The organism is Gottfriedia luciferensis (assembly GCF_001712755.1).
Taxonomy (GTDB): domain Bacteria; phylum Bacillota; class Bacilli; order Bacillales; family Bacillaceae_G; genus Gottfriedia; species Gottfriedia luciferensis_B.
Genome location: NZ_MDKC01000002.1, coordinates 85,986 through 106,039, shown reverse-complemented (window position 1 = coordinate 106,039; position 20,054 = coordinate 85,986). Strand labels below are relative to the sequence as shown.

The window sequence follows — 20,054 nt, the reverse complement described above, 5'->3', positions numbered from 1 at the left end:
AACTGACTTACGAATAACAACCCTGTATCCCAAAAGGACACAGGGCTTTTTTATTTAAATGATTATGAAAGGTAAAAAACTTTGTTGGAAACTTCATTTTAGACAATAATTTTGCAATCGATAGTGTTGCTATGCTTCCGGAAATGCCAGCTGTATAGAATACAAAAAGGTTATCATAAATCCTGTAGTTCATATCTGCATTGTTGAAATACGTAGCAATTCCGAATATAAGGAGAGATAAAATTGATATAATACCAAATGGTTTTAGTTTATTTAATAATTGATAATACTTAAATTTATTTCCAAAATGCATGAATAAAAGAGCGACCAAAGCGATATCTAATCCCCACGGTAAAAATACAAAACGACTTATCGCATAGCCAACATATCCTAAAATTAAGTAAATACCGATTTGTATGTAAAGGCTAAAACTGCCAATGATTTTTTGAGTATAACAATAAAGTAATTGAGCGCAAAATAAACAAACTAAAAACCATATAGGTGTATTGTATCCTAACCAGCCATTAACCCCATTGCCATAAAAAATGCCAACAAGAGGTTTATACCAAATAAATTCATATTTTAAAGGGTTTACTGCGTTTAAAATTAACCAGTAAAAATAAGATAGAATCCCTGCCGTAAAGTACGGTACTAGTAGAGCATAAAATTTGTTGATCCATAATAGCCGCATATCATTTAAATACCTCTGGCTACTAAAAAGATAACCTGATACAAAAAAAAACAACGGCATTCTAAAGTCTCTTAAAATGTCATTTAACCAGATTGGAATAGCCGTATGTCCCATTACTACCAAAAATATAGTTACCCCCCTTGCGATATCTATTTCGATAAATCGTTTCATCCATATCCCCCTGAAATGCTTCAAGCACCAATAATAAGTTTTTTGTCCATTTATCATCATATTGGAGGATGTAAAATTTTACAATCATATATTATATTAAGCTCTATCCGTTAAAAACCCATTTACTGCCAAGGATTTGATTTGTCAAATATTAAAACAAACCCTGTATAATACTGATACAGGGTTTGAATGTAGTTTTATTTTTACATTTTGAAATTTCGAATGGTAAATTAATTTTAGTTTAAACTAAAAATAGTCATGAGATTTTATTTTTTCTTAGTCAAATAATTTTGCCCAAGTTTTTGGGCCTACTTTTCCATCTACGGTCAGGCCATTTTTCTTTTGAAAATTTCTTACTGCACGATCCGTAATTGGACCGAAAATACCGTCTGCGGTTATTCCTAATTCTTTTTGAACTAATTTAACACTATTTCCTTTTGAACCTGATTTTAATATCGTTCCTGGATATGCAGGTGGTTTAGCTTCCAATACTTTATCAGTACCATATCCTTTGTATTCAAATTGTAAATGTGGCTCATCTACAAAACTACTCCAGTCCCCACCCCATGTGAAGCCAATGGATTTTGCATATTTAATTGCCGATTTAAATGGTTCAGTATCGTAAGAGTTCCACCCTTCTTTACCATTTACAATTGGAACAAAATCTAATGCTTGACCTACAAGATGATATGACTTTCTAGTTTGGGACTTACCATTATCAACTAGTTCTTCTTGACGTTCTTTTGTTCGTGTCGTTTCGTAAATTAAAACATCGATATTGTTTTTTATACAATAATTGTACCATTTTAAAGCTGCTTGCTTTGTATTAGGAGCTAGCTTATTTATATTTGATAAATTTCTTTCGTGATAAGTTGGATTTGTCATTTAATGATTTCTCCTTTTAAATAAATTTAAAAAGCCAATCTACTTAGGAAGACTTATCCCGGTAAATAACATCGCTTGCTTTCATACTTTGAATACTTCTAACTAACCATTTAATTGTTCACATAAGTCAATATATTCACAAAATTGAAATTTCGTTTGAATAAATAGTCCACAAGTTTCCGTTTTTTTCCCAGAAAAGTCTTAATTCCTGTTAATTTTTTGAAACCTAGTTAAATTCCAGTCAATTCCATCAACTACAAACATAAAAAACACCTATTGTAAGATGCAGACATTAAACAATTTAAAAATGACTATCACATTATTTACCAATGATTTTTTAGTGTACTTAAAAAAATATAGGAAAGAATATCGATTATAAAAGGCAGTTTTCAAACCAATTCATTAAAAGTGTTGGCGAAAATGCCCTTATATAAGGAGGTATAATCATGTCTAGACGTAAAAATAATTCTGGTAGCGGAATGTCAGCTTCAATCGAGCAAGGGAAAGCAGCTGGGTTTAATGAAGAAACAGCGCAAGAGCCACTTTCAGCTGATTATAAGTTAAACAATAAAAAGACAAAAAAAAGACAATAAAAAAATAGCAAGCAATTTATAGGAATTGCTTGCTATTTTTTATATTTTTTGATCATTACTCAAAATCGTCTTTCCGCTTTCTTAAAACACCTTTGTTCAGCGTCGATTGAGGCATTAAATAAATAATATCTCCTGTTCTTTTCGTATCTCTATTAACATTACTTTTTCTTCGATTATAGTATAGGAAAAAATTAATCACATTTTTTTGTCTCTTATTATATTGAACTTTCTTGAACAAGAGATAGAGTACGATCACACCCGAATATATAAGACAAACTGTTAGTATTTGCATAATCAGTATCAGTCTCCTCTTTCATTTTGACTATTACTAGTATTGGTCAAATTACTTGTTTCATACATCAAAAGAGTCAGACAAACTAAAAAAATTAACTTTTACTCTATTAATTTCTTAGATTTATTTGTTGTTTGTCGTTTTTTATTATGAAAAATAATTTTCTCAACATTCATTTTTTATAATTTATATAAGATGAATTAGATCATAAGAAATACCTCCCTTTCATTAATTTATTTATATATATGGAAAATGGTTATCGAAAATTATTAGAAAAAAATGATTAAAACGCTTTCAATTATAAATTAGTAAATATTTCATTTTGGCATATTTTTTTGATTACAACTAAAGCTATTTGTAAAGGAAGGTGACAAGAATGACAAACAAATCGTCAAAAAGAAATAGCCCGATTGACCATGAAAGTGGACAACCAAAACCATTAAGTGGTTCTCATAAAGTGAAGAACCAAAATCATACAAGACAGAAAAAACATAGTCACCACGATATGTAAGTTAAATTAATTAGTTATAATGGAGGGGTTTAATTTGAAGAACAAGAAAAGTACTTACAATTCAAATTTTAATAAGAATGTAAAGCCTGATGGACTTGATGTCGAGTATTCAGCGGAACTAGCAGATCATGATGATGTAGAGGCACAAGAACGTTCAGCTCAAGCGGATGCACGAGTAAAGAAAAAAATGTAATTTGCTATACAAAAAAGGTATGCGAATACGTTTCGCATACCTTTTTTAATTATTTATTTATTTCAGCGTCAATAGCTGCTTTGATTGATTCTAAGCTAGGGTTGTCCACTGCTTTACCATTTACAAATATTGTAGGTGTTCCGTTAACACCATAATGGTTAGCAATTGCAACATCGTTAGCAACTTGTTTCATTGCATCTTTTTTGTATAAATCTTTTTTAAATTGTTTTTCGTCTAAATTCGGAATAACAGATTTTGCAATACTTGCTAATTTATCAGGTGTAGCCCAAGTAGTAGTTTCATCTTCTTGTTTTAAATAGATTTGCTCTTGAAACTTCCAAAATGAATCTTTATGAGTTTTATAAACTACTTCTGAAGCAAGTGCAGCTAAATTAGAATCCTTCGAAATAAACGGATAGTTAATAAATGAAAAATTGATTAAGCCATTATCGATATAATCGGCTTTAAGTTGTGGAAAAACTACTTTATTCCATTGAGCACAAATTGGACATTTATAATCACCAAATTCAACTACTTCGACTTTTGCATCTTTATTGCTAAATGTTGGTTGATCCTTTGTGTCAAATCCATCAACTTTCACTTGATTTACTCCAGCAATTGTTGGATATACTTCTTCAGTCTTTTTATCTTGCATTTTAGAAACTAAAAATAATGCTCCAACTAAAACAACTATTCCAACAAATACAGAAATAGCAAACGTTTGATTACTATTAGATTTTTTCTTTTTACTCATTAGTGCTATATTCCCCCTACGATTATGTACTGTATATTATTGTAACATAAACTAAAGTAAGCTAACTATTCATAACCCTCGTAATTGAAAATTATTCTTAATATATAGATCATCTAAAAACTTAAAATTCTTATTTGATTCATAAGTAGCAACTTAAAAATAATTATTTTTTAGTCACACAACATCCATCCACCATAAGAATTATTTCAAAGCTTTTTTCCTTAATGATATGTTAAAAATTTCTAGTCATGTGAAAGCTTGTTCACCTGTATAATGGAAAATGATTTGGAAAATTGGAGGAAAATTATGTTTAAAATCATGCTATCAAGCTTTCAGCCGAGTAAGTACAATGAAGTGCTTCATTCGAAAAAACGAAGTATCATCGGTTACTATTTACTCGCCAGTTTCGTGTTAAGTGCGGGGCTATTTGAACTCTTGATGAATTTCGATATAGCATCGGATACGACATCGTTATGGACGGTATTAGAAAATGGATTCGGAGACAATGCTGAGCTGTTTCTACTGATTGTCATCCCACTTATTGTACTAATCATTCCAGTGATGATGCCAGTCTTGTTTTCACTTGTGTATAAGTATGCTGCACGAAAAAAGGACATTCATTTAACGTACCGCCAGTGGTACAAATTATTTTTCGTTGGTGCGATCTCATTTACGTTCGTTTCATTTATCGTCGAAATCATTGCCTTTTTGTTTGTGAACTTTTCTTTGACATGGATTGAACGCGTTATGACCCTTCTGTATCTTACTTTTATGTACAAAGCGGGAAAAGCAGCGACAAATAAAAAAGAAACAGCCCATTAAAAGAAAAATTCCTGTTGGAGTTTACTGGAGTACCCAACACAACTAGTCTATTGAACTTCAATTGAAATTTTTGTGAGGAAATGGCTATCTGAGGACGAGTTTCTTGTCACCGAATCTAAAATTTATAGAATTAATAAACTATATCATAATTGAAAAAAGTACTTCGAAAAAGAAAAACATAGGAAGATTTTAGTCTTCCTATGCTTTCATCCAAATTATTTATCTGTTTGTTTTTGCTTATTTTTCAAATACTCCGCACGCATTTTTTCAAGTTGCTGCTTTTTATCAAATTTGGCAGGCGTCTGTTTTTCATGAAACTTTGACACAGCCATCTGACCTTTTGTATCTAATTGATATTTTCCCACTTTATTCACCTACTTTTCTGTCTTTAAAGAGAATCTATTCAACAAAATATAATATACATTATTTTACTGTAGAAAACCTTATTATAATGCTTAACCTTGCAGATATCACTAAAAACATTAAAAACTTATAAAATAATTCATCATTAAATGGTATTCATTTCATTTCAATATTTAGTTTAAAATACCTACCACTCTGCAAAAAACTTATTAATTCCATTTAATTATAGTGTTAGTGGTATCAATGAGTCATATACTTAAATATTTTGTGATTGAAGTAATCTATAGGTACACCATCTTTCTCAAGTTCTAGTTCATATGGTACGTACCAGTCATTATTATTTGAGTCATCATTAGTTCTATTGCAACTACCGAACAAATCTCCTTCTTCAACCTAATGGAACAATCCTACTTTGGGCATTTTACTTATCACCCTTTCTAAGACATTAAGAATGAAATTGAACTTAGCAATGCTTTAGTTGAATATCACTTTTCCAAAAATAATCCCAATAATAAAAATAGATGTAATTCCAGAAAACATTGTTAACAAGATTTTTATTCGTTGCGTTCTAAATTTGAAACGACTATATAATTTAATAATTAGAATAATGAATGGTACCTGTAAAATTCCAAAATATATCCGATCAAAAGTAAATGGAGTGCTGTGATACTTTTCAATATAAAAATTTATGCTCATAATGCAACTAATCAATTTGAACTGAAAAATAACAAAATTTAATATATTTCATTTTGTATTTTCCTTTATTATCTATATTATTTTTAAATAAAAGATTAATTTTATAAATCCGTTACAATTTTCATTTCCTCTTGCATAATGCCTATTCTTGTACAATTTTATCAAATCTGAATACCTTGGTATATTATTTTTCACACATTTCTTTTCCAACCAACCTGGAATCAGATTTCACTAAATAAAGACTTCAATTTTCTAAAAAAAAAAGCCAAGTCTACAATTAAATAAACTTGGCTTTCATTTATTAGTTATTTTTATTGACTAAAATAATCAATTCTTCATCAAATATAATGTCAGTGTTTAAAATTAACAGTTCTCTTATAAAAGCTTTTGGATTTTCGAGGGTTAAAATAATTGGTTGTACTGACTCGTTAATATGAATTAATAAAGTTATTATTTCTTTATTTTTTCCATAAACTTCGACTAGTTGCTTTATTTCTGTAATATCATTGACCTTAAGTTTAACTGTTAAAATGCCTTTATGAATAATAATTTCATCCTGGATTAAAACAATATCGCTTCTTATTAGGCGGAAAGCTGTAATACTTAAAACAATTACGACTACAGCGATTTGCAGATAGGTTTTTAAATCATTTCCGTTTCCTACAAGCATTGATATTAACTTGTACAGAATGACCAGGAATATTGAACTGGCTGCCATATAAAATAAAATACTTAGAAAAGTAAAGTGAGAAGAGAATTTAGTTTGTTTCACATTCTTTCGCCTCCTCTACGACTTTTTTCTTTATTTTTTCTACTATATGATTCAAATACTTAAAATGAAACTAGTACTTAAAAATAAATGGTCATTTTTTGACAAAAAACATATGTACTTGCTTGATACTTGTCATATTTTCTTACTATAATAGTGGTATGTTTACCTAATACAAGGAGGATACATATGTTTTCGTTCTTTTCTCAAATTATGATTGTCTTATGGACAATTTTCTTGTTAGGAATGATGTCAATCGGCGGATACTTTATGTTCAGAAAGTTTTTGAAAAGATTACCTAAAGAGGATGGGAAATCGATTTTAGATTGGCAGGAAGAATATTTACAAAAAACAAGACATTTGTGGTCAACTGAACAGAAAGAATTGCTTGAAGAATTAGTAAAACCTGTTCCATCATTATTTAGAGATATAGCTCGAGATAAAATAGCTGGAAAAATTGGTGAATTGGCGTTATTAAATAACGCTTCGCAAATTACACAAGGCTTAATTATTGAAGGATATATTAAAGCAACCCCTAAGCGAGATCATGCATTTTTAGTTAAAACACTAAAGAAAAAAGAAATCGATTTTGCCGATTTTAAGCATTTACTTGCAAAATAAAACGTGTACCCGAAAAGGTACACGTTTTTTCATGTGATAATTGTATTTGAAGGAAGCTGTCTTCTCATTTTTTGATATGATTTGTACATTGCTAAGCGCCAAGGCACAATCATTGAAAATGCTAATAAGAAGAACATACCACTTAATTGGCCTACATCGATCGATGAACTTAAATATAACTTCATCACAATTCGAACGACTAATAAACCAAGTAAGATAAAAACAAACGCTTTTGATCTTTTTAAATAAATTTCATTTTCTACAATTTCAAATTTAGATGTTTTAATTAAAAATAACGAAAAAAATACTCCCAAACAAACAGCTTCTAATACTTCAGATCCCGTCAATCTAAACTCTGGTACTAAGTACATTAAAGCTCCACTACTCATAAAAAATGGAGGTAAAATTATTTTTTTAAGGTTTGTCGGCTTTTTAGCAGCCTTTAGTCTAACGACAATTACACCTAAAGCCATACAAGTTGCTAATACTGTGCTAAAAATTATACTCATATCTTTACTCATTTTTTTCACTACCTTTTTTCTCAATCTTAAAGAATAACAATTTCTTATATGCATTTAAAAACTGATAACGACAGTTTTTGTGAATACAAAGCTCACTTTTTATCATATAAACTGATTATATAATACTGCTTCTACCACATCGATGCAAATCCAATAACTTCAAATCCTGCAATTTTTTACATTGGAAAAATAATGTTTAAAACCCAGTAAATCCGCCAAAAAATCTTGTAAAATAAATTGTAATTTTAGTCAACCAATCAAAATATAACATGATTCCCATAATGATCATGATATATCCTCCAAAAACGACGATTTTATGTGAATACTTTTTAATCCAACTTAGTGATCCTAAATAAAACGACAATACAAAAAATGGAATAGAAAATCCAAGTGTATATGCTAACATATAAAATAGACTTGAACCTGGGTTACTTACAGCAAGTGCAAATACTGAAGTTAAAATTGGTCCAGTACAAGGGGTCCACCCTGCTGCAAATGCTAATCCAATTAAAGTAGAACCTAAAAATCCTGAAGGACGTTTTGAAAATTGAAACCTACGATCATTCATTAAAAACTTCGGTTGAAAAATACCCGTTACGACTAAGCCTAAAAATACGATTAAAATCGCACCAACTTGACGAATAAAATCTTGGTAACGCATAAAAAAGGAACCAACTATGGAAGTGCTAAAACCTAAAACAACAAAAATAATTGTAAAACCAAGTAAAAAGAACAAAGTATGTAATAAAATTTTACTTTTATGTATTCTTTTTTCATTTTGTAAATCACTTAAAGATACCCCTGTAATATACGATAAAAACGCTGGATAAATCGGTAGACAACATGGAGAAATAAAGGAGAGAAATCCCGCTCCAAATGCAATACCAATATTTAAATCCCCCATTAACTTACATCCCTTCCCATCTTCATTCTAGATAATATTATAACAGAATTGCTTTTTATTTAGTATTAAAAGTAGTTAATAGACCGCATCATACACATATTTTAAGAATCTCTAATCACTCATTCATTACCAAAAAAATGAAGAAAAGTGATTAAATTGGAATATTTTCACTAAAATTTCGGCACACTTCTTAATAAACTAATTTATTATTAAGGTGGAAACATGTTTAAAAAAATATGGCCAAGTTTTTTATTATTATTAATCCTTATCATATACTATTGGAAAATATTACCTATAATTTATAAATTTCATGAATAAGACAAAAATTATTTATGGCATTTCCAAAAACCCCACTTTTATCTTCAAATGCTTTTTAATTTCAATACTGATCCCAAATAGTAGATAAATTAAATTTTTAGTATTATGAAAATTCTCTTAATTATATAGTATAATCATATGATAATCTTTTATGTCCAATCGTTTTCCAAACTCTAAACAAGTATGAATTCGAAAATATAAAGTGTCTAAAAACATTTTAGATAACTGCCATTTTAATTTTAGATCACATGATTGTTCTAATCTTACTAAAGGTTACTTTAATTGAAGGGAGTTTATAACTTAATATGTCTACTGTTTTGCAACAATCAAAAACTACACACACTAAAGCGAATCGTAGTAAGGAAATGAAGGAAGGATTTTTAGCGTCTGTCCCTTTAATTATTGGCTATTTGCCTGTTGCTTTTACATTTGGATTAATTGCAAAGCAAGCTGACATTGATGTGCTAAATACTCTCTCATTTAGTGCGCTAGTTTATGCAGGTGCTAGTCAGTTTATGGGTTTATCAATGTATTTGGCTGGAGTGAGTTTTTTACAAATCTATATCGCTACATTTATTTTAAATTTTAGAAACTTCGTTATGAGTCTATCATTTAATCATCAATTTAAAACTCTTCCATTTTGGCATAGAGTCTACTTATCAATAACGCTTACTGATGAAAATTTTGCTGTAACTACTTTAGGTAAAAAAAGCAGTTCAGCAAGTTATTCGTCTATTTATTTGATTACATTACATACAATTGCTTATTGTACTTGGATAAGCGGTACTATTTTAGGAGTAGTTTTTTCCAAACTTATTCCAAAGATAATTAGCGAAAGCATGGGAATATCTTTATACGCTATGTTTATCGGGTTATTAACACCAGCCATTCGTACAAATTGGCGAGCATGTTTAATCGTAGTAGTGAGTATGCTATTAAATTTCATCCTTTCATCTTTTTTAAGTCAAGGCTGGTCATTAATTTTGTCTTCCATTTTTGCTAGTTTACTTGCAATTGGATTAATGAAAGGAGATCACAAAGAATGATTGTCTTTTTACTTGTTTTTGGTATGTGCCTAGTGACAATGATTCCCCGAATAATTCCTGTATTTATTGTTGATCGGATTCAATTTCCAAATTGGGTATCCTCTTGGTTAAAAGGTGTTCCATATGCTGCACTGGGTGCATTAATTTTCCCAGGGATATTAAGTGTTCAAAAAGGAAATATGAGTGTTGGACTGATTGGTGGATTAGTTGCCATTATCCTAGCATTACTTAGATTACATATTATTTTCGTTGTTTTTGGAGCAATCGGAACGGTTTTAGTGATGAAGCTTTATTTTATTTAGTAATTTTTCTATATTCATAGGCAAGTTTCATCAATCAAGTATAAAAAAAGTCGCATAAAGATGCGACTTTTTCTAATTGAACTTTATTTTTCTGTAGTACTGAAATTATCAGCTAATTTTGCTACATCAGGTATTCCAAGTCCTGTAGCTTGGTTATAAAGCGTACCTGGTGTACCAGAATAGAATAGATTATCGTTTTGAGCGCCTGCTTTATTTAATGGTGTGAAAGGCGAAGAACTTTGTTGTGCAAAACGGTAAATTTGTGGATTCCAGAAACCTACTTGAGTATGATCTGCACTATTAATTAATGCGGATAAACCATTCAATTGAGGTGAAACGAAGCTAGTTCCACCAAATATAGCATATCCTGAATTTGTACCTGGTTTACCTGGTTCACTTAAATAAACATAATATCCAGTGTATGGATCTGCAGCCATTGATAAATCCGGAAGGTTACGGCCTGTACCTTGTCCTGAAATAACAGTTGGTTGTTTGTATGTTACATTTGATAAATCTGGTGAAATAGTAAACTCATCTACTGCAGAAAACTGGTTAACTCCGCTAACACCTTTTTGATAATCTGGCGTATCAAAATGAGTACTAAAACCTCCACCACCACCATTAATTAAGTTAGTATCTGGTAGTTTTCTAGCTTTGTAATATTCATTTAAATAATCCCAACCCCAAGCACGTTCTTCCCCTACTTTGACATCGACGCCTGTTGAATTAGAGTGGAATTGGAAAGGTAATGTCGTTCCACCCGCTACTGTAATGTACGGACTTGCTGCTGGGAAATCAGCTGTGAGTTTAAATACTTTATCTGAACCTCTAGTTTCATCATAAGCACCTGCATCACCAGCTGCAGCAAACATTGAAATTCCTTGTGCTGCTGCCTGCATGAATAATTGATTAAATGTATCTTCATACTCTGGTGCTTCCATTTGCTGCTGTACGTATGAATCAATACTTAATTCGCTTGATCCCCAACTTACTGAAATTTGTTTAGCTACATTATTATTAATTGCATTTGAAAATGCATCTACAAATCCAGTATCCGAGTTCGGACCTACATATACATTAATATTTGCATCAGGAGCAATTGCACCCGCTTGCTGAACATCTAAAGTAGTTTCTTCATAGCCATCCCACCCAGAACCGCCATCTACCTCATTTACTTTAATACGATTAGGCTTTGTTTTTATTCCAACATTATCCCAGAATTTATATGCATCATCTGTATTAAATTCTGCTAAAGTAACAATACCGATTGTTTGACCAGCACCAGTTGCTCCCTTTTTATAAAGTGGATTAACATTGTAATGGCTTTGTAAATCTTGCGGTGTTAAACTAAGAGGACCAGTTGGTACGTCCTGCTTATCAATTATTGCTGGTTGTTTAACAGCTCTTGATTCTAAATTCGAATAATTATTTAAACCTATAATACATAAAATATTATCTGAAATTACTTTTGGTAAAGTTGGGTTCTTTTTTGTAGCATGAATGCTTTTCCCTTTAAAACTAGCATATTTTAAATCGACACTTAAGGCTTTATTTAATTGAGCAACTGTTCCTGTTGCTGTAATCGTTAAATTATTTGCATGAACATCAGTTTTAATACCATATGATTGCAGGTAAGACGTAACAGAATGGATATAAGCTGGATTTGGTGCATATTTAGCTTTGAATTCATCTACACTTAAATATTTTCGATAATGAGGAGAGTATGGTGTAACTGTTTCCTTAATATATTTTTCTAAATCATCTTTGTTTTGAAGTTTCAAAACAAAATCGATTGATAAAGTAGTTGTAGGATCCATGTCTCCAAAATAATTTGTTCCATCCAGTACAGCAGCCCCTGTACCTTGGGCTACTTCCTTATTTACTTGAGCGGCTACTTTAAATGTTGGTGCATTAACTAATAATAAAGAACTTGCCGCTGCTACTGTCATTAATGGTTTTTTCCAGTTTTTCAAAGCATATTCCTCCTTGTTGAGTACGAAAACTCCTAAATAAAAATATTAGTATGGTAGAATAATAAATTTAATACACTTTTATTTTTATTTTTAATTTCAAATATATTAAATTTATTCTCTGATATCGATTATAATTCTCGAAATAGTCTAACAAAAGAAATAATATTCGATATAAAACACTAAAAATCTCCACTTTTCGAACAATTACAACAAATTCCTTATATTTTTTAGTAATATTTTCCTTATTTAAATAATGCATAAATAACCTTAATTAAAAAAAATTAATTAAGGTTTTACGTAAAATTATTTAATCTAACAAAAAATTAACTATTATAAAATAATAAACATTTAGTATTTTAAGCAGATTCTAGTAAAAATCGGTGCTTTCACACTAACATATTTTATTTCGCTCTACCTTTCTAATCTTCAAGACACCCTATATTTGAACTATTATTAAGTTCTTTTTCCTATCCGTTTTGGTACTATTCTACTATTTGTAAATTTATTAGTTCTATGATCAACTAAAAAACTTATGTATTGTATTATTTACTAGGATAATTTATCACTTTAAACTGTTAACTACTGATTTGATTAATTTATCTCCACTTTATGAAAATATTAATAATGCATTAATTTTTATTAATATCCCTCTGAATATGGTTCTATAAAAAAAGCAGCTAGAAAATCTAGCTACTTTTCATTACTCGGCCAATAATAAAGACCCTTTATTTTGTAATAGATACATATTATAGTACAATCCTTGTTTGGCAAGAAGCTGTTGATGGTTGCCTTCTTCTACGATTTTCCCTTTGTGCAATACATATATGCAATCAACATCCTGAATTGTTGATAGTCGATGTGCAATGATAACAGTAGTTCTACCTTTTCTCATCTCAGTTAAAGCTTCTTGAATTGCTTCTTCTGTTTCACTATCAATATTTGCTGTTGCTTCATCTAAAATAAGAATAGTAGGTTTAGCTGCAATCGTTCTTGCAAATGTGATTAATTGGCGCTGTCCACTTGATAAAGTTGAACCTCTTTCAACAACTGCCTCATCATACCCATTTGGTAATTTTTCAATAAATTCATTCGCTCTAACTAATTCGGATGCTTCTTTAATTTCTCTTTCAGTTATTTTGCTATTATACATAGAGATATTTCCTTTTATATCTCCAACAAATAAGTATGGATCTTGTAAAACTAAACCAATATTAGAACGTAATTCACTTTCTTCAAATGTTGAAAGTTTTTGATTATCAATCTGAATTTCCCCGTCTTTCACATCGTAAAAACGTAATAGTAAATTCATGATTGTTGACTTACCACTTCCTGTATGACCAACAAAAGCAACTGATTGACCAGGTTTAACGGAGAATGAAATATCATGTATTACATTGTGTACTCCGTCATATGCGAATGATACATTTTTAAAATCAATACTTCCTTCTTTTACTTTTGGTAAATCAGTTCCAACTTTAGTAGGAGCTTTTTGTTCTTCATCCATTAAGTCAAATACTCTAGATGATGATACGACAGCTTGCTGTAATAAAGATAATTTCATCATCATTTGCGTAATCGGTTCAAAAAATCTTTCTAAGTAACTTACAAATGCATAAACTGTACCAATCTCAACTGGATTACTAAAGGAAGTAATGCCAAAGAAGCTAAGAACAAACATGATTCCAATTGTATAAATTAAATCTGTTGCCGGTCTTAAAAACAGAGAATCTAATCGTATTGTTTTTACACCTGCATTATAGTGAGACCTATTTACTCCCTCAAACTCATTTTGTAATCTTTTTTGTTGGTTAAATGCTTGTATGATTGACATACCTTGTAAGTGTTCGTTTAATTTAGCATTTAAATTACTTAACTGCCCTCTAGTTTCCATAAAAAATGGAAAACTCTTTTTACGATAGGTTAGTATAATAAAATAAACAATTACCACTAACCCAACACAAATCGTTGCTAATTTAACGTCTAATGAGTACATCGCAATAATAATTCCCACTAAAAAGACAATTTGCTGGATAAAAGTTGCCAGTACACTAACGTAAAAATCTTTTATAGCTTCTGTATCATTTGTAATTCTTGATACAATACTTCCAATCGGCGTTTTATCAAAAAATGAAAAAGCTAATGAATGTACATGCTCATAAACTTTCATTCTTATATCTTGAACAACTTTAAAAGCAATTTGTTGAAACATTAAAAGCTGTAAATATGATAATACAATTTTGCCGATTGTAATTGAAACATATATAGAAAATAACGTTATGATTGTATCTTTTGGAAAATACCTTTTCATTAAATGATCATCTAGAAATCTTTTAACTAAAATTGGACCATACATTTCACATGCTGTTGCAAGGAATAAGAAAATAAATGCAAAAGTCAGTAAAACTTTATATTTTTTTAGAAATGAAAGAAGACGAATTAAATCTTTTTTCTGCCTTTTTGCATCGATTTCAATCTCTTGATTCATTTTATCTCCCCCCTTGCTCTACTAGTTCTTCTAGTTGCTGTCTTTCAAACATTTCTTTGTACCAACCATCAATTTGAACTAAATCTTCATGTTTACCTCTTTGAATAATTTTTCCTTCGTCTAAAACGATGATTAAATCACTATGCATGACAGCACTCATACGATGAGAAGTAATAAATGTTGTTTTCCCACTTCTTTCATCCTTTAAAGAGCGTAATATTTTTTCCTCTGTTTTTGCATCTACCGCGGATAAACAGTCGTCTAATATTAAAATATTAGGGTTTTTAATTAAAGATCTAGCGATTGAAATTCTTTGTTTCTGGCCACCAGATAATGATACCCCTCTTTCTCCTACAATCGTGTCGTAGCCTAATGGGAACTCTAAAATATCTGCATGAATATTAGCAATCTCGGCAGCTTTGTGTACTGTTTCGATTGAAGAATCAATTTGACTAAACGCAATATTTTCCTTAACCGATGAAGAAAATAAGAAATGTTCTTGAGGTACATAACCAATATGTGATCTAAGAGCTAATAAAGTTGTCTCTTTAATATCTAAATCACCAACCGAAATACTCCCGTTTACTACTTCATATTCTCTCAATAAAAGTTTTAAAAGCGTTGTTTTTCCTTGACCAGTCTTACCAACTATTCCAATTGTTTGACCTTCTTGCACATTAAAATAGATATCCTTTAATTCAAAATTTGACTCTTCATTAAACTTAAATGAATCAATTGAATAAGCTATTTCAGCCATTGGAAGTTTTTCTAATGCATTTTTTGTATTTTTAATTTCAGGTTCAACACTTAATAAAGAACGGATTCGATCATAAGAAGCACGCCCTCTTTCAACAATATTGAATAACCATCCAATTGCAAGCATTGGCCAAATTAATATGCCTAAATAAGTAACAAATGTAATTAATTGTCCAACAGTAATATCATCTGCTATAACTAATCTAGAACCATAAACAACCGCAATAATATAGCAAATCGAAACAACTAACATAATTGTTGGATCAAAAAGTGCATCAATCCTAGCAACTCTCATATTGTATTTCACTACTAAATCTGCTTGATTTTTAAAAGCAGCTACATCTTCTTTTGTTTGCCCTAAACTTCTAATAACCTTTAAACCACTCATACTTTCTTGAACTTTATTATTTAATTCTGAAAATGATTCTTGCGCTAAATGAAAACGTTGATGCAATAATTTACCATAATATTGAGTCAAAATGGCCATAACTGGTAATGGTAATAGACTAATAAGCGTTAACTTCCAACTTATTGACACTGCCATCATTATTAGTACCGATCCACCTAAAATAATCGAATCAACAAAAGTTAAGATCCCAGCACCAGCTGTCTCGCGTACTGCTTGAACATCATTTGTTGCGTGAGCCATTAAATCTCCTATTCTATTTTTTTGATAAAAAGACGGAGACATTTTTGTAAAATGATTATATAAATCATCTCTAAGCTGTCTGGCTAACTTTAAAGAAGAACCAAAAATTAATCTCCTCCACCAATATCGAAATGCATAAAGAAGTAACCCATTAATAAATATTAAACCTACCCAAAAAAGTAAGTTTTTACTATTAAGTGAGTTTTTTACCATTTCATCAATTACATAACCAATAACCTTCGGAGGTAGTAGCTCTAAAATTGCAACGATTACTAAAAGAGATATTCCCCATACATAGCTTCTTTTTTCTTGTTTAAAAAACCAAAACAAATCTTTAAAAACTGACATTCCTTCACCCCCGCAATGCTATCAAACTTAATTTTACAATATTTAGAAAACTCAAAACACAGTGTACATTATAACATAAAAATTAAATAATTTTTAATAATCTGCTTATTTAAAATGGTTGTTAATTTTCGGTAAAACTAAAGATATTTATCGTTATAAAAATTAAATACATAGACAAAAAACCGAATTTACTTAGCATAAAAACCACTCACGAATATGGTAAAATTTAAGTACGGAGGTGAATTATGGAAAATATTCGAGAATAGAGGAATCAGAATGGAGGACAGTGTTATAGATAATAAAATGTAAGTTTGATAGAATTATAATATTAGTTTGAAAAGGAGTGGAAAAATGCCTAATAATTCAGTATCAACTAATACAAATTTAGCGGAGAATGTAAATCGACAAGGTAGAGTTAAGTCTCCATTCTTACAGGAAACGACTACAAGAACAACCCCACGTACATCTCCATCTCTTTTCACAAGTAAATTATTTAAAAGAAGTGACGAAGCCTTAAACCGTTTAAAAGAAAATCGTATCAACGAATAAAACTCTACTTTTTACTTTAACCTTTCATAGTTTGACCATACAAATAATATATTTGAATAAAGCTCTGTATGGGAGATGATGGAATGAGAGACAAAAAGCAAAAAAGCCCCTTTTTAACGAACAAGCCCTCAGGTACTTTACCAAAACGTACTAAAGATAATAGTTTATTACTAAACTTGAATAAAAAATAAAAGATGAAATAGATAAATTTTAAAAAAATAATTAGTTAAGTGTTGAATTCCTCTCAACTGGTACTTTATTAGGGCACCGATATTTAACCAGAGACCTTTTAATTTTGTTTTTTACAAATTTAATTTATACCAAAAAACCACTTTAAATTGGTTCGTTTCCCAATAGAAAGTGGTTTAGTTTGCTGCTACCCTTACTAGTTTATCCCCGTCACAGGTAATCTATCCTGAACAGTCAATCTACCTATTTCCAAACCTCAATCATTCCGTCAGCGTACGCTTTTAAACTATTGTACGCTTTTGCAGAAACCTTTTTCGAAGCATTTTCATTATCTAAAAATCCTTTAAAATCATTAATATGTTTGACAACTTTATCCGCAGAACCTTTCTTTTCAAATTGCTCTACAGACCTCAAATGTGCCTTCAACGCTTGCGCTGAACCTGCTTTGAAAGCTCCTACATTGTCGAAGCTGTCGATTAGAGAACTTACACCAGCTGCATTCAGATCGCTTAGCAAAAGATTGCTATCAGTAGCGCTTTGGTTTGTGTCTGTTTCTGAAGTTGCCGTAAAGTTAATGTTTGCTGGAGCTGTCATACCTTTAGGAATTTTCACATACACAGGTACATCAACACTTTTCCCCGGTTCCACTGCAACAATATTATTATCAAGTTGAACCGTCCAATCTTCACCTGCTGAAGCGTTAACTCGAATAAGATCCTTTGCTTCGCCGGTATTTGTAACATTAAAATGGTAAACTGCCACTTTCCCCGCAATGGCCGGTTGTATTGTGCCTGCACTTACATTAACGCCGCGTTTATAGGTACCTGATCCTTCCGTGTTACGAACTGCAACCTGATAATGAAGTACGCCGTCATTACCTTTGTATTTGCCTAAAATATAGAACTGAAGATGATTGTAAGGATCGATGTACTCACTAACTACATCATCTTTGCCAATAGACCCATCGAATTTTCCGTTAACCAAACTAGCTCCATTCCCTGCATGGAATAAAGAATCCAAGGTTTGCCTTGGGTCACCTTTTGTAACCGAAACTGTTGTACCGTCGGGCTTTGTAAAGTCCTTCAATGCGATATCTTCAGGATGTGAATCAATTGGCCAGATAAACGGTGCAGTCTCCGCATTTTTCGTTTTAGAAATCAATACACCTGAATCGGCAGCAAAGGAATCCGCTCCAACTCGATCTACAACTTCAAGGGTGTAGTTATTGTACTTAGCGTTATTTACGTTACCGATCATATCGTTACGCCAGTCTCCGCTTAGGTAATTACTTGGAGTTAAATCAGTCATACTGATGTTAATCCCATGGAGTCCGTTTCTGCCGAATTTACTGCCGATTGGTACTTCGCGCGCGATAATATCCGCAAACGCCGGACCAGACACTTTTAATTCATCACGATTAAGTTGCAGGACTTCATCATTAGATAAAAACCCTTGTTTCATCTTATTTCGAAGCGTATGTGGTGCCGGTAAGGAAGAACCTAGGGTAGCTGGAATCATCCAGCGAGTGTGCGTTCCACCTGGACCATTAAAAGACCCACGACTCATCGTTTCCCAATACCCTGCATAGGTTCGAGGATCTAAAGCTGCATTATTATAGTTATCCCCTAGTCCTTTAAGGTGACCAAATTCGTGAGCAAATGTGGACATCCCATCACTTTCTCCTTGAATAGAAACACGAATCGATTTGCCGTTTAATGTGGCACTAGATGCAGCAGACCAAATCGATTTAGCTGCAAACCAAGAAGTCCAAGGTACATAACGGGTTTTTGCCCAAGTTGGCATATTTTCAAATCCTGTTAAATTTGGAGGACCAAATGCAGCAGGTACCGAGTTCTGATTCATAAACTTCATTTCACCAAGTTCTTGCCAAACAGTTGATTCATCATAGCCTGCATGTACAATAAACGCAAAGTCATAGTTTTTTCCAGATGCTACAATATCAGCTGTTGCCGCATTTATGCCGTCTTGGAAGAGGTTTCCGGTTTTATAATTACTTGGCAGAAAACCAGAATTAAAACTATCTAGCCCATACTGAAATTCGTATTTATCCAAGCGGTAAGGACCATAAGAATCAAGTGTTACGCCCCATTTTCCATAAGAGTTCTCTTTCCAAAAGCCATCGATTGTCTGATAATGATTTAACTCACTCGGTACATTTAAGTAATTCGTCCAAAACTCCCCAAGCTTTTCTCGGGGAACAGCATCGACTTGTGGATTACCGATAAGATCTTTACCTTTAGGCAAAGTCAAGATAAAATCCTGACCTGGAAAGTCAACCAAAATCAATGCTCCTTTAAGGTTTGTTTCCGGTTGAATACTCTTATCGGTACTCCAGTTAATACCCGGGACTGGTTTATAATCATTCCATGTCATATCTTCTGGATTCACCCAAGACTGTGGATCTACTGGTCCCGGCATTTTATCTAGCCCTGGTTCAGCAGCAAATGCGGCTGTTGAATACATCGAAATCAAAAAAGTAGTTGATAATACAGCAATCTTAAATCTACGCTTCAAATAGATTCTCCTCTCACTTGTAAAATAACCTATAATTTATGTAGCTTTCGTTTTCGAATTTGCCGTGTCGATTATGTGATGTCATCATTTCTTTTTTGCTCTTTAACGTCACCTTCTG

At 31.5% G+C, this 20,054-nt stretch carries 18 protein-coding genes and 2 pseudogenes; 8 read left to right on the top strand and 12 right to left on the bottom strand.

Annotation, left to right across the window (positions count from 1 at the left end; all coding sequences use genetic code 11):
• Nucleotides 1–7 precede the first annotated feature (7 nt).
• The 3 genes and pseudogenes from BED47_RS03085 to BED47_RS24305 all read right to left on the bottom strand — a co-directional run.
• On the bottom strand, nucleotides 8–862 hold the full coding sequence (locus BED47_RS03085) for an acyltransferase family protein (protein WP_069032364.1): 855 nt from the start codon (nucleotides 860–862) through the stop codon (nucleotides 8–10).
• 276 nt (nucleotides 863–1,138) lie between these two features.
• Nucleotides 1,139–1,249: pseudogene (locus tag BED47_RS24560) on the bottom strand (peptidoglycan-binding domain-containing protein); the annotation flags it as partial.
• 108 nt (nucleotides 1,250–1,357) lie between these two features.
• Nucleotides 1,358–1,747 (bottom strand): annotated as a pseudogene (locus tag BED47_RS24305) (M15 family metallopeptidase); the annotation flags it as partial.
• A 446-nt stretch (nucleotides 1,748–2,193) separates the two neighbouring features.
• Here BED47_RS24305 and sspO point away from each other — a divergent pair.
• The 3 genes from sspO to BED47_RS23080 all read left to right on the top strand — a co-directional run bounded on the left by sspO (nucleotide 2,194) and on the right by BED47_RS23080 (nucleotide 3,336).
• Entirely contained in the window at nucleotides 2,194–2,340 is a 147-nt protein-coding gene (gene sspO, locus BED47_RS03075) for a small acid-soluble spore protein O (protein ID WP_069032362.1), read from the top strand.
• A gap of 668 nt (nucleotides 2,341–3,008) precedes the next feature.
• A complete protein-coding gene (locus tag BED47_RS03065) occupies nucleotides 3,009–3,143 on the top strand; it encodes a small acid-soluble spore protein P (RefSeq protein ID WP_084006741.1) in 135 nt (44 codons plus the stop codon).
• A gap of 34 nt (nucleotides 3,144–3,177) precedes the next feature.
• Entirely contained in the window at nucleotides 3,178–3,336 is a 159-nt protein-coding gene (locus tag BED47_RS23080; protein ID WP_254664537.1) for a YfhD family protein, read from the top strand.
• 49 nt (nucleotides 3,337–3,385) lie between these two features.
• Here BED47_RS23080 and BED47_RS03060 read toward each other — a convergent pair whose 3' ends face one another.
• On the bottom strand, nucleotides 3,386–4,090 hold the full coding sequence (locus BED47_RS03060) for a DsbA family protein (protein ID WP_069032359.1): 705 nt from the start codon (nucleotides 4,088–4,090) through the stop codon (nucleotides 3,386–3,388).
• A gap of 438 nt (nucleotides 4,091–4,528) precedes the next feature.
• Here BED47_RS03060 and BED47_RS03055 point away from each other — a divergent pair, with 438 nt between their 5' ends.
• Nucleotides 4,529–4,912 carry a hypothetical protein gene (locus tag BED47_RS03055; RefSeq protein WP_139116332.1) on the top strand — a complete coding sequence of 128 codons (384 nt, stop codon included), beginning with the start codon at nucleotides 4,529–4,531 and terminating at the stop codon, nucleotides 4,910–4,912.
• 215 nt (nucleotides 4,913–5,127) lie between these two features.
• Here the strand turns inward: BED47_RS03055 and BED47_RS23580 are convergent, their stop codons facing one another.
• Nucleotides 5,128–5,277, bottom strand: coding sequence for a hypothetical protein (locus tag BED47_RS23580; protein ID WP_091021567.1), 150 nt, complete (start codon nucleotides 5,275–5,277; stop codon nucleotides 5,128–5,130).
• 995 nt (nucleotides 5,278–6,272) lie between these two features.
• Entirely contained in the window at nucleotides 6,273–6,743 is a 471-nt protein-coding gene (locus BED47_RS03050; protein WP_069032357.1) for a hypothetical protein, read from the bottom strand.
• A 186-nt stretch (nucleotides 6,744–6,929) separates the two neighbouring features.
• On the opposite strand from BED47_RS03050, the gene BED47_RS03045 reads away from it, so the two are divergent.
• Nucleotides 6,930–7,361 carry a DUF2621 family protein gene (locus BED47_RS03045; protein ID WP_069032356.1) on the top strand — a complete coding sequence of 144 codons (432 nt, stop codon included), beginning with the start codon at nucleotides 6,930–6,932 and terminating at the stop codon, nucleotides 7,359–7,361.
• Nucleotides 7,362–7,390: 29 nt separating this feature from the next.
• Here the strand turns inward: BED47_RS03045 and BED47_RS03040 are convergent, their stop codons facing one another.
• Nucleotides 7,391–7,870 carry a CcdC family protein gene (locus BED47_RS03040; RefSeq protein WP_069032626.1) on the bottom strand — a complete coding sequence of 160 codons (480 nt, stop codon included), beginning with the start codon at nucleotides 7,868–7,870 and terminating at the stop codon, nucleotides 7,391–7,393.
• Between the two features lie 208 nt (nucleotides 7,871–8,078).
• Nucleotides 8,079–8,786 (bottom strand): cytochrome c biogenesis CcdA family protein, encoded by a 708-nt coding sequence (locus BED47_RS03035; protein WP_069032355.1) that lies wholly within the window; start codon nucleotides 8,784–8,786, stop codon nucleotides 8,079–8,081.
• Nucleotides 8,787–9,409: 623 nt separating this feature from the next.
• Here BED47_RS03035 and BED47_RS03030 point away from each other — a divergent pair.
• Nucleotides 9,410–10,150: an AzlC family ABC transporter permease gene (locus BED47_RS03030; RefSeq protein WP_069032354.1), complete on the top strand. Its 741-nt coding sequence runs from the start codon at nucleotides 9,410–9,412 to the stop codon at nucleotides 10,148–10,150.
• Entirely contained in the window at nucleotides 10,147–10,452 is a 306-nt protein-coding gene (locus tag BED47_RS03025) for an AzlD domain-containing protein (protein WP_069032353.1), read from the top strand. Before BED47_RS03030 ends, BED47_RS03025 begins: the two co-directional genes overlap by 4 nt.
• An 83-nt stretch (nucleotides 10,453–10,535) precedes the next feature.
• Here the strand turns inward: BED47_RS03025 and BED47_RS03020 are convergent, their stop codons facing one another.
• From BED47_RS03020 to BED47_RS03010, 3 genes are all read right to left on the bottom strand, one after another.
• Complete coding sequence (locus BED47_RS03020) at nucleotides 10,536–12,425, bottom strand: S53 family peptidase (protein WP_069032352.1); 1,890 nt, start codon at nucleotides 12,423–12,425, stop codon at nucleotides 10,536–10,538.
• A gap of 700 nt (nucleotides 12,426–13,125) precedes the next feature.
• Nucleotides 13,126–14,910 carry an ABC transporter ATP-binding protein gene (locus BED47_RS03015; protein WP_069032351.1) on the bottom strand — a complete coding sequence of 595 codons (1,785 nt, stop codon included), beginning with the start codon at nucleotides 14,908–14,910 and terminating at the stop codon, nucleotides 13,126–13,128.
• Between the two features lies 1 nt (nucleotide 14,911).
• Complete coding sequence (locus BED47_RS03010; RefSeq protein WP_069032350.1) at nucleotides 14,912–16,663, bottom strand: ABC transporter transmembrane domain-containing protein; 1,752 nt, start codon at nucleotides 16,661–16,663, stop codon at nucleotides 14,912–14,914.
• Between the two features lie 351 nt (nucleotides 16,664–17,014).
• On the opposite strand from BED47_RS03010, the gene BED47_RS03005 reads away from it, so the two are divergent.
• A complete protein-coding gene (locus tag BED47_RS03005; protein ID WP_069032349.1) occupies nucleotides 17,015–17,212 on the top strand; it encodes a hypothetical protein in 198 nt (65 codons plus the stop codon).
• 432 nt (nucleotides 17,213–17,644) lie between these two features.
• Here the strand turns inward: BED47_RS03005 and BED47_RS03000 are convergent, their stop codons facing one another.
• Nucleotides 17,645–19,936, bottom strand: coding sequence for an FIMAH domain-containing protein (locus BED47_RS03000; RefSeq protein WP_069032348.1), 2,292 nt, complete (start codon nucleotides 19,934–19,936; stop codon nucleotides 17,645–17,647).
• Nucleotides 19,937–20,054: the final 118 nt, after the last annotated feature.